Raw genomic sequence first — 10,847 nt, forward strand, 5'->3', positions numbered from 1 at the left:
CTACTGCATTCTCCAGTAGATTGGCTGAAGGACAACCGATTGAGTCCATCGGGCCGCTCGGAATGATTATTTGTTAGATTTTTAACTTATTTTTTTGTTAGATTTTTAACTTATTTTGTTGTATTTCTGTGTTGAAAAATAACAAGGGCGGGATGGATAGATTGATTGGTGCCGGCGTTTTTATGATACTCATTAAATACCTTATTTCCAATTTTCCACAAAATTTGATTATATCTCTTTTTTCCGCCCTTGTGTCTTTCGTGTTTTCGTGATTAATTATACTATAATCAATCAGATTTCTTCGTTCTTATTCTTTCATTCGCTCAATCTCTGTTTCTATTCGTTTCGAGTTTTCGTATTTCTGTTGTCCGAAGGCAGTGCGGAAGTTAAATAAGTGTCCTTTACCCATTCGGTCCAGTTGTTCTTTAGTTACACTAAGAAAATCATCATCTAAAGAACGACCACGCAGTTCATTATCTTTTGTCTGTTCAACCGGCATAATAATCCGAGTAATTTCTGCGGACTGGTCTTTTCTATCACCAGTAACAATCCAATAAACTTTAGTATTTGGTTTTCCACCAATGACAAAAGTATTGCCTTTAACTTCGTCAACAACATAAACATCAGAAGTGCCGACACCAGTTAATTGAATCATTGGGTTTTGGTTTAGGGCGTCAAAATAATTAGGTAGATGGACAACTGCTTTGCCATCCGCACCGATAATAATTGAGCCACGATAGATTAAGACCATTTCTGGTGATTCAACAAAATAGTGATTAAGAATTTTATTCATTGGGTCAAGTGGATGGTCAATCGTAAAAGTGCCCGATGCTTTAGAAAGCGTGCCAACTCGGGTTTGACCCGATGCAGTTGCAATTTGACCATTAAATGCGGATGAACTAGTATGAAGAGAAGCCACTTTTGAACCATAATTAGTTGTAAAACTATAAGTAGCCGCAGATGTATCGCGTCTACCTATCGCAGTTGCATAATCACCGCTTGCTGAATTAGCATATCCGCCGCTAATAGTAGAGGAAACTCCATTGGCAGTGTTATAATTTCCTCCACTTATGCTTGAGTAATTACTGCTTGCAGAATTCCAACCGCCGCCAACAGTTGCAGCAACACCGCTTGCAGAATTACGAGAACCACCGCCAATAGTTGAGCCATAAGCACGTGCCGAATTAGAATCTGCTAATGCACCCCCGCCGCCACTGACAACCGAATAATCACCACGAGCACGATTATTACTTCCCGCAACAAAAGCCATTGTGCCAGAATTGATATTGCCTGAACCAAAATTACCTTTACCCATTGTGATTTCTGGATTTCCCGTGCTGGTAATCGGTCCAGTCATTGTGCCACCGCTTAATGGTAAAAAGACTCCGGTGCCAATACTATCACTTCTTGGCGCCCAAGCACTGCCAGTCCATTTTAAGACTTGACCGGCACTCGCACCGGCCTGATTTATCTTTGCCATTGTAACATTGCCATCTACTATCATACTCGTTGTGATTGAATTGCTTTGTCCTTCATCTACAAACTTATTACTCAATGCGATTGTATCTTTTCCTTGTAATTTGTGAGCATTAGTTGACACTCTTGCACTATCAATATAAGTGATATTGGCACTTAATGCATAATTGGCCGTGTCAGACTTTTTAGATAAATAAGCATAAGCAGAACTCACTAATCTAATTCTTGGCGATATTGCCGGATAGGGATTGACTTGCATTTCCAGATAACAATTACCTGATTGCGGAATTGATTCAATGGCAGTATTTGAACCTAATAGCACATTAAATATTCCTTGATTAGTCTGAACATCTTGGGTTTCACTCCAAAATGCTATACCACCTATTGAACTGGTAATTAATCAAAAAGTAATTGAGTATTGACTATCAGCAACTGGCACACCGGCCAGATTAGTCAGTTTTCCTTGATAATTGAGTAGTTTCGGGATTGTTATTATTACCGGGTCGCTTTTTGATTGGATATTTATTTTGTTTACTTCAGCATTTTCTACTGTCAAAACAATAGAAAATAACAAAATTGATACAACAATGATTGCGTTTCATAGCATCCTCCTTATTTTTACCACAAAATGAGTTATAAGTTCCTTGTGGCGATGCTATATAAATTAAAGTTTTAGTTTAATTATATTTTTATTGAATGATAACTAATTTTTTACTGGAATTGTAATTAGAAGTGTGCAAACGATAAAAATAAACACCTTTAGACACTAACTGGTTTTGATTGTCTTGGGAATTCCACATAACATTATAGAAACCCGGGGTTTGCTCTCCATTAACTAATGTCTTCACTAATCTACCCGAAACATCATAGATATTAAGTGATACTTTAGTTTTCGTAGATAGTGAATAGTAAATTGTGGTTAGGTTTCGGAATGGATTGGGTTTAGCATTATATAGTTTCGTAATGAGTTGGTTGGGATTAAAGACTTCTTCGGTTTTAGGTTCTAAAATCGCAGTTGGTGTTACAGGTAGCCAAAAGCCAATAAACCCGAGCATATTACTTGATGCCATATTACCAATTGCCGGTTGAACCGCAGTTGCCCGGCATTGATAATTAGCAGAAGTCAAAATTCCTCCACCATTGCTAAACACATTCCAATCGCAACGGTATTGAGCATCAAGTAAATTGGCACTTAATAATACTATTAAGAAGCCAATTATAACATTGATACTATATTTATTCATAAAATGCTCCTTATATATTCTGGTTTATGTTAAATATGTTTAATTGGTTTATAACTTTAAATGATGTCTTTAATATGACAGAATTGCTTATGTTTTTTGTCGAATTATTAGATGACCATAGCCCAAAACTTCTTATTATCAAAATTATCCTAATTATCCTAATATCGGTAAATTCTCTAACAAACACCGGCAATTTCAACCTCTGCATATTCCGCCTTGATTAATTATTTTTATATTATATGAAACTTGCCCTGAACCAGCGGTAAGCTTACAATATAATATTAAAAATAAATCAAGTCCTTGATATTATAATAAATTGTAGTTAACTGTCAAGTCTATCTTACCAAAGAGTAGCGTCAAGAATATTGTGTAATTTCTTTTTTACATAAAGACATTGCCCACATTGCCGGGTATATTTATTTATTAATAACTGCATACACTATTCGATTACTACTTCGCATCTGCACATCAGCCTTATCCGCTTTTGATTGACTTGACCAATCTTATATTGTAAGATACAATAGATTGATTATTATAAGATACAATAGTTTGATAGATAGCGAATATGGTCTTGGGATTGAATAAAGATAAAAATCCGTTTCGGATGTTATCTAAATATCGTATTGGATTTGGATTTGATAGTCATCCTTTACGAAAAAATCGGAAGTTAATTATAGGTGGTGTCGAAATTCCATTCTCTTATGGTTTGTTTGGCCATTCTGATGCAGATGTCTTATGCCATTCAATTGGTGATGCACTTTTAGGTGCTGTTGGACTTAATGATATTGGTTGCTATTTTCCTGATACTGACCCTAAACTTAGGGGAATATCCAGTCTGAAAATTCTTGCCCAAATAATGAAACTGATTGAAAAAAATAGATATAGGATTATTAATGTTGACTCAGTAGTTATTTGTCAAAAGCCAAAACTCAATCCTTATTTTGAGCAGATGAAGATGAAGTTGGCAGAAGTCTTAAAAGTAGATAAATCGGCAATTGGCATTAAAGCCAAAACTACTGAAGGTTTAGGATTTACAAATAAGCAACAAGGAATTATTGCGTATTCATTAGCACTCCTCCGAAAAAAATAATAATTATATATGTTTAAGAATTTTATTTATATTTTTATTTTTTGCTATATCAGATGATAAGTTCAGCAGAATGAAAGTTATTTACTACTTAACTACGAAAGCAAACTGATAAATAATGTTATTTTTAGAGTTTTCTATTTGTGCTTTGGATTATAGAATAATTTTTAATTTTTAATATTTTAATTTATGCTGCCTTTACGAGACGATATACCTTCTGAGCGAAGACCATTTATTACTTATATAATTGTTACGATGAATGTAATTGTATTTATTTATGAAATGTCTTTAGGTAGAGGCTTAAGGAATTTTTTCATTTCATACGGCGTGATACCGCAGAACATTTTAGCCGGCATCAATTGGTATAGTTTGTTTACCTCAATGTTTTTGCATGGTGATTTCTGGCATATTTTAGGCAATATGCTTTATCTGTGGATTTTTGGAGATAATGTTGAAGACACTTTGGGAAAGTTTTGGTTTATTATAATGTATCTATTTTCTGGAGTAGTTGGTAGTTTTGCTCATATTTTAGTTTCGCCCAATTCGACAATTCCCACTATCGGTGCTTCAGGCGCTGTTTCCGGAGTTTTGGGTTGTTATCTAATTTTGTTTCCTAACGCCCGAGTAGTTGCTTTAGTTCCTTTAGGATTTTTTATAAGATTTACAATGTTACCAGCATATATCTTTTTAGGTTTTTGGATTTTTCTTCAATTAATTTTTGGCTTTGGTACCGCCGGTCAAGGTTCCGGAGTGGCATATTTTGCTCATATTGGTGGGTTTGTAGTTGGTTTAGTGTTTGGACTGATTTTCCGAAGAAAAAGATATTACTTCCACTACGAAATATATTGAGACTTTTAATTAACTATAAAATAAGAGATAATTAGAAAGTTTAGTTTTCTCATCTTATTTAGAAAGCAGATTGTATCTCAACGGAAAACTTTCATAGTTTTACGCAATTATATTGAAACTTTTAATAAATCATAAAAGACCAATCAACGGTTCAGTTTTTCTTATCTCGAATGTTAATTAAATCTTAATAAGATTCTTTTATAATATTAGGATAGCGTTTTTCATTCAAAGTATCTTTTATCACAGAAGTTAATACAATCACTATTTTGTCTGTATTTTACAAAAGACATTTTATAAGCATTAATAGGTTCAGTATTGACTATTATGCAATCTTATTTTATTTTATATTTACGACAAGTTATCTGTGTTATGAATATACAAATATCAAGTTCGTTTTATACCCAATGGAGGAAATAAATTATGCATAGACTTAAATTATATGCTATTATTTTTCTTTTAACTGGTTTAATTTCATTTGTTAGCGGTTCAGCCTCGGGTCGAATTGCTGGCAGTGTTTTTGATGGTTCAACAAATACACCTTTAATTGGTGCTAATGTTGTGCTTGTGGGTAAGCAAATTGGTGCAGCAACCAATGAACAGGGTCGGTTTATAATTAATAGAGTCGAAGTTGGAACTTATACAATTGAAGCGTCAATGATTGGTTATCGGAGTCAGGCCAAAACTAATGTTGTGGTTGAACCAAATCGAACGACCGAATTAATTTTTAAGTTATCACCATCGATTATTGAAGTTTCGGCCGTAACTATTAGACCAGAGTTTTTTCCTAAGGTAAAAGACGCATCAATAAGTGAACGCAGTTTTAATGCAGAAGAGATTCAAGTCCAACCTGGTGGATTAGGCGATATTCAAAGAGTAGTGCAAGCAATGCCGGCAGTCGTTTCTTCTGGTGACCAAGATAATGATATTATTGTGCGCGGTGGCAATCCTAATGAAAATCTTTTTCTATTAGATGGCATTGAAATACCCTATCCCAATCATTTTTCAATGTTCAATCAACAAGGTGGTCCAATTAGTATGCTTAATGCCCTTTTGATTCGAGAAGTTGACTTTATTGTCGGCGCATTTCCTGCCCGATTTGGCGATAAAGCATCATCGGTTATGGATATAACCCTCAGAAATGGTTCAAACACAGAATTTGCCGGTAATATTGATGTTGGTATGGCGGGATTAGGTTTAATTTTAGAAAGTCCGTTTCCCAAACAAAAAGGTTCCTGGCTCGCTTCGTATCACAAAAGTTTTTTAGAGATAATGGCAAAATCTAAAGTCTGGGGAGAAATGTCCGCGGTGCCTTATTATGATAATTGCCTATTAAAGTTGAATTTTAAGTTATCACCATATCAGGAATTATCCTTATTGGAAATGTATGGCAATGATTATATAAAAATTGAACCGGAAGAAGATATTATGAAGACTCAAACTTTCACTGAATCAAAAACAGAACGATTAATAAGTGGACTTATTTGGCAATCACTTTTCTCTAATATTGGTTATGGAAAATTAACTCTATCTTGGGTCAGGTCTCATTGGGATGCGCTCACACTTAAAGTAAATCAAGGTCGAGACGGAGATACTTTAATCGAATTATTTTCTACAGAACAAGCATTAGGCGGTAAATATGACCTTAATCTACGATGGAATAAAACTCAGGAATCACAATGTGGTCTCGGGTTTTCACAAGTACCGTTTTCACATAAAGTTTATGCCTCAAAAGAGCCAATCTACATTTATCATTATAACCTGGTTGACAGCACAATTATTGATTCAACTTATAGGGGCGAAACGCAACTGGTAAATACTAACGCCCGCGCCCAATCTTATAAGTTTAATACTTATTTTCAGCATAGAATTGCACTGGGTGATTTTGGAAATTTGACATTAGGTGCGCGTGCCGACTATTTTAGATACACCAATAAGTTTTATCTCTCACCGAGAATAGGTTTAGTCACAAAACCAATTTGGGCTGGAGTTAATCTAACTGCTGGTTATGGTTGGCATTATCAATCACCAGCATATTATATTTTATTATGGGATAGTAGTGCTAATCATAATTTAGCCAGTCAATGTTCCCAACATTATATCATTGGTCTGGAAAAACTCTTCTTTGATGATACTAAGTTATCAATTGAACTTTATCAAAAGAAGATGCAGAATCTATTAATTCCCGAACACTGGACAACACCAGACCCTTATGATGTTTCAACTAAATATCTCGATAATGGTAAAAGTGAGGCAAAAGGAATTGAGTTCTGTTTACAAAAGAAGTTTACTAATAATTACAATGGAATAATTTCTTATTCCTATTCTAATTCTCAAATCATAAATCCCCAAAACCCAGCAAAAAGAATTCCCAACGAGTTTGACTATCGAAATGTATTTAGTTTTACCGGCACTTACCAAATCGATTTTTACAAGGAAAACTGGTATCAGAACTTACCTAAATGGTTTCGTGGTACTATTGGTGGGTTTATTTTTTCTGATATTGCTAATATTGGTTTGCGCTTTCGCTATTTAGGGGGTAGACCATATACGCCAAAACAATGGATCCCAGCAACGCGCCGCTGGATTGATAATAGTGATCTGCTGAATTCGGCCCGATATCCAAGTTATCAAAGATTAGATTTTCGTTGGGACCATAAGTTTATTCATAAAAATTGGAGTCTATCTTGGTACTTAGAAATTCAAAATCTGTTCAATCATAAGAATATCTGGTTTTACTATTATAAGAATAATGAAAAAGAGGTAGAAGTTGTTGAACAATTTGGATTCTGGCCTATGGCAGGGATGATAATTGAATTTTGATTCTTACCATTAATTTTGATATAAAGAGAACTATTTACCAAAGACTAATACTTCTAATAATAGATGATGCATATTAAATACCGAGTCCCTAATAATTTGCGAATCTAATAATAAAAAATCTCCTTGCCTTAATGTCGGCAGAGTAGAATTTAATAATTAATATTTATTTAGAATCTGTCTTTTGTGTCGTTTAAGCAGTATTTATGTTTTATAATTTAGTTACAATAGAAGTTCCATTGTCATATTGGCTTGAGCATCGTAATATTTAACCATTCTTTTAGTATCGGTTTTTTCATACCAGATATCAATATTTCTGCCGACGACGGAAAGTGTATATTTATTACAGTCAAATTCACCCGCGGGCACTTTAATCTTATCTTCACCGACTAATTTTATTTTTAAAGGGACAGTAGTTCCACTTAAACCGATTGCCACATTTATCTCTTTTTCTTCATTAGGTGCTAAATTAATTGCACGTAAAATAGTGGTCACTTGGTCATTATCATAGGTATTGACATTAATCGGTATATCAATTGATTTCTTGCCCTGGGGTAAAGATGCTTTAATTGATGCTTTGTTGTTGTGGTATTTAATCTCACTTGTTATTATCGTCCCACTGGTTGATAGTATCTTGGATGAAGATATTGGTTTTAAGTTATTCTGTCTTAATAATAAGACTGTTGAATCACGGGAGATAATACCGGCTTGTTTAATTTCAGTTATTGATTGTAGTTCAATAACAGGTTCTGGTTCAGATATGGATTTATAGATCAACTGATACGAACCGACATTAATAGTGTCTATCAACAAACGGTATTTATTGATTTCATTCCAATTATTTGGTGATAATTTAATTGCCGGGACTACTTTTTTCCCGCAGTTAAGTATGATTAGTAATGCGGACAATATAACACATATAATGTTTTTCATTTTATCCTCCTTTGCTTTCTTGTCTAATATTTTTACTTACTTTATAGACAATTAATAATATAAAATAACCGATGATTAATAATACCGGCAATGTTATTGTATAAATGTGAATTCGTAAAAATTTAATGAATTCAAGTCTCGGAAAATACATCATAACAATAACAAGTCCATCAACCAATTCATGATATAACATTCCGAAGATAAAAAATAACAATAGCCACCAGCGTTTAGCCAATCCATACCAATGATAAAAACCTAAGCCGACCAAAGCGCCAATAATCGCATGTAATTGAATTGCATAAAAACGCTCCCAGATTGTGTACCAGGTTGTGAAATACATAAAGAGATTAATACCAAAAATTCGATTGAGCAAAGGAAAATAGCCAATAACTGATAAAGTGATTGCTTCACCAATACCATAACAAAGCCCAACCCAATAACCGAATATAGTTGCCGTCCTTTTCTGTTTGAATGTATCTTTACCGTTATCTTTAGTTAATGCGATAAAAATAATTATTACCAGAAGTTTTGCTAGTGTTTCCCAGAAATTATTGTCCATTTGAACAATTGTCAGCACAAACCAGAACTTATTATACGCCAACACCAATGCTTTTTCCCAATGTTTACGAAACAAAAATGCTGGGAAAAAAAGAAATGCATTAATACCGGTTACGGACCAAACCCAAACGGGAATTTTATCTAATAGCGAGCGTCGACGAAAAATAAAAAAATATATTATGGGAATAACTAAGCCAATACCAATAAATAAGACGAATGTAGGGAGATATTTCACACTATAATCCTATTCCTTTTCCGCCCATTCCTTCAATTTTCTTTTGATTTTTTCCTCAACTTTTTTACCGATTTCTTCCCATTCTTTTTTCTTAACTTCGTCTTTGGATTCATCAAGCCAGGTTTTTATGCCTTCACGAATTTTCTCTTCTATTTCATTCCAGTCATATTTTTTTACTTTTCTTGTTTTGGTGTATCTAAAACCACCACCAATAGAAATTAATACACCTAAAATATATCCCAGATTATAAGCCCAACCGACATTATTGACTTCATAGATTTTAACTGTGTTTGTAAATAAGCTCACAACAAAAGTTATAATGATAATAATACCATGCCACAGTCCGGCCCAAAAATTTGCTGGTTTTGAACCTTCAACATTTGGGTTCCAACGATAATTGCCCGGCGCACAATTTAACGCTATTAAAACTACGATGATTAAAATAATTACTAACCATAAAGACTCTTTCATATTAGACATGTATTCCTCCGCATTGTGGACAATTATTGCTTTTTACGATTAAAGACTCACTGCTTCACAACGCATTATAGGATATTATCAGATGATGTCAATAAATTTATTTAGGAAGAAATATTAACAATCTATTATGCCAAAATGTCGTTTTTGGGTTGAAACTTATATCAAAAAAATCTCTATTTAGATAGAAACAATATAGTTGAATCTTGCATTATAATCAAGAATACAAAAAGTAATTTATTAGTTATCTTTCGAGACAAATGAAATAAAGCACAAAATTTTGACAGATGTTTTTCATTAGAGAAATATAATATCAAAAACAGAATGTCCAAAACTGAAAAGAAAGGCTACACTTATTAGTAGTTGAACAGGAAGTCAACATATATTTAATATATTTTATTGAAACATTTCTAACAGAATTCAAAATACGCTTTGAATCAATTATTAATATAATTAAAATCTCACAAACTATAGCGTATGTCATGAATAGATTACATAAATTATGATTGACATCGCTAAAAATTTTTCTTATATTATAGAGTGTTGTTAATAACAGTGTTGACGATATTTGTAGTTGAGTCAATTAATTGCGATTCAATTTTGGCAAATGCCAAGATTGCGATGAGTAAAATTACAAGTTTATCAGGTGCGATTCAAAGAGAAATTTCTGTGTCCCGACAAAACAAATTTGTTAGTGAAGGATTATTCTACTATCAAAGTCCGAATCTTTTTAGATTAAATCTAATAAGTCCTGAGGAACAAGAAATAATTTTCGATGGAAAGTATTTGTATACCCGTATCCCCAAAGAAAAAGAATGGCACATAAAAGAAGTTTCTAATCCTTTAGAAGGGCTTAAGGATTTTTCCAATATTGGTTTAAATTTTATTAACTTTTTTGAACATAAATTTAAATTCAATCTCAGATGGGAAGGTAAGGTAAAAGATTACAATATCTTTCTTTTAGAAGGTAGTCCTAAGCAAGATACAATTAATGACATCCCGCAATATAGAAAAATTCTTGTTTGGATTGATAAGACCAGTTATTTACCTTTAAGATTTGAGACATATGGCAAATCCGATAATCCGACAACAATATTTGTTGTCGACAGTCTTTATTCTCATAATCAACTAACTATACCCAGCAAATCTGAACTCCGAATGGGTGTTAAAG

The 10,847-nt window shown here is 33.4% G+C and carries 10 protein-coding genes; 4 read left to right on the plus strand and 6 right to left on the minus strand.

What is annotated here, in order from left to right; translation table 11 throughout:
- Positions 1 to 307 precede the first annotated feature (307 nt).
- The 3 genes from N2201_06330 to N2201_06340 all read right to left on the minus strand — a co-directional run bounded on the left by N2201_06330 (position 308) and on the right by N2201_06340 (position 2,720).
- Positions 308 to 1,798, minus strand: a complete 1,491-nt coding sequence (locus N2201_06330) for a hypothetical protein (protein MCX7785821.1) — start codon at positions 1,796 to 1,798, stop codon at positions 308 to 310.
- Positions 1,799 to 1,876: 78 nt separating this feature from the next.
- A complete protein-coding gene (locus N2201_06335; protein MCX7785822.1) occupies positions 1,877 to 2,050 on the minus strand; it encodes a hypothetical protein in 174 nt (57 codons plus the stop codon).
- A gap of 115 nt (positions 2,051 to 2,165) precedes the next feature.
- Complete coding sequence (locus N2201_06340) at positions 2,166 to 2,720, minus strand: T9SS type A sorting domain-containing protein (protein MCX7785823.1); 555 nt, start codon at positions 2,718 to 2,720, stop codon at positions 2,166 to 2,168.
- A gap of 604 nt (positions 2,721 to 3,324) precedes the next feature.
- Here N2201_06340 and ispF point away from each other — a divergent pair.
- From ispF to N2201_06355, 3 genes are all read left to right on the plus strand, one after another.
- On the plus strand, positions 3,325 to 3,810 hold the full coding sequence (ispF, locus tag N2201_06345) for a 2-C-methyl-D-erythritol 2,4-cyclodiphosphate synthase (GenBank protein MCX7785824.1): 486 nt from the start codon (positions 3,325 to 3,327) through the stop codon (positions 3,808 to 3,810).
- Positions 3,811 to 3,996: 186 nt separating this feature from the next.
- Positions 3,997 to 4,656, plus strand: a complete 660-nt coding sequence (locus N2201_06350) for a rhomboid family intramembrane serine protease (protein MCX7785825.1) — start codon at positions 3,997 to 3,999, stop codon at positions 4,654 to 4,656.
- 420 nt (positions 4,657 to 5,076) lie between these two features.
- Positions 5,077 to 7,476: a TonB-dependent receptor gene (locus tag N2201_06355; protein MCX7785826.1), complete on the plus strand. Its 2,400-nt coding sequence runs from the start codon at positions 5,077 to 5,079 to the stop codon at positions 7,474 to 7,476.
- A 219-nt stretch (positions 7,477 to 7,695) separates the two neighbouring features.
- Here the strand turns inward: N2201_06355 and N2201_06360 are convergent, their stop codons facing one another.
- The 3 genes from N2201_06360 to N2201_06370 are packed head-to-tail and all read right to left on the minus strand — an operon-like array spanning position 7,696 to position 9,670.
- Positions 7,696 to 8,406, minus strand: coding sequence for a DUF3108 domain-containing protein (locus N2201_06360; protein MCX7785827.1), 711 nt, complete (start codon positions 8,404 to 8,406; stop codon positions 7,696 to 7,698).
- A 1-nt stretch (position 8,407) separates the two neighbouring features.
- Positions 8,408 to 9,199 (minus strand): hypothetical protein, encoded by a 792-nt coding sequence (locus N2201_06365; GenBank protein ID MCX7785828.1) that lies wholly within the window; start codon positions 9,197 to 9,199, stop codon positions 8,408 to 8,410.
- A gap of 9 nt (positions 9,200 to 9,208) precedes the next feature.
- Positions 9,209 to 9,670 carry a hypothetical protein gene (locus tag N2201_06370; protein MCX7785829.1) on the minus strand — a complete coding sequence of 154 codons (462 nt, stop codon included), beginning with the start codon at positions 9,668 to 9,670 and terminating at the stop codon, positions 9,209 to 9,211.
- Positions 9,671 to 10,216: 546 nt separating this feature from the next.
- Between N2201_06370 and N2201_06375 the strand changes: the two genes are divergently transcribed.
- On the plus strand, positions 10,217 to 10,847 hold a 631-nt coding region (locus N2201_06375; protein ID MCX7785830.1), incomplete at its 3' end, for an outer-membrane lipoprotein carrier protein LolA.

The sequence above is a fragment of the candidate division WOR-3 bacterium genome (assembly GCA_026418155.1).
GTDB lineage: Bacteria > Hydrothermota > Tepidihabitantia > Tepidihabitantales > CAIPLT01 > JAOABV01.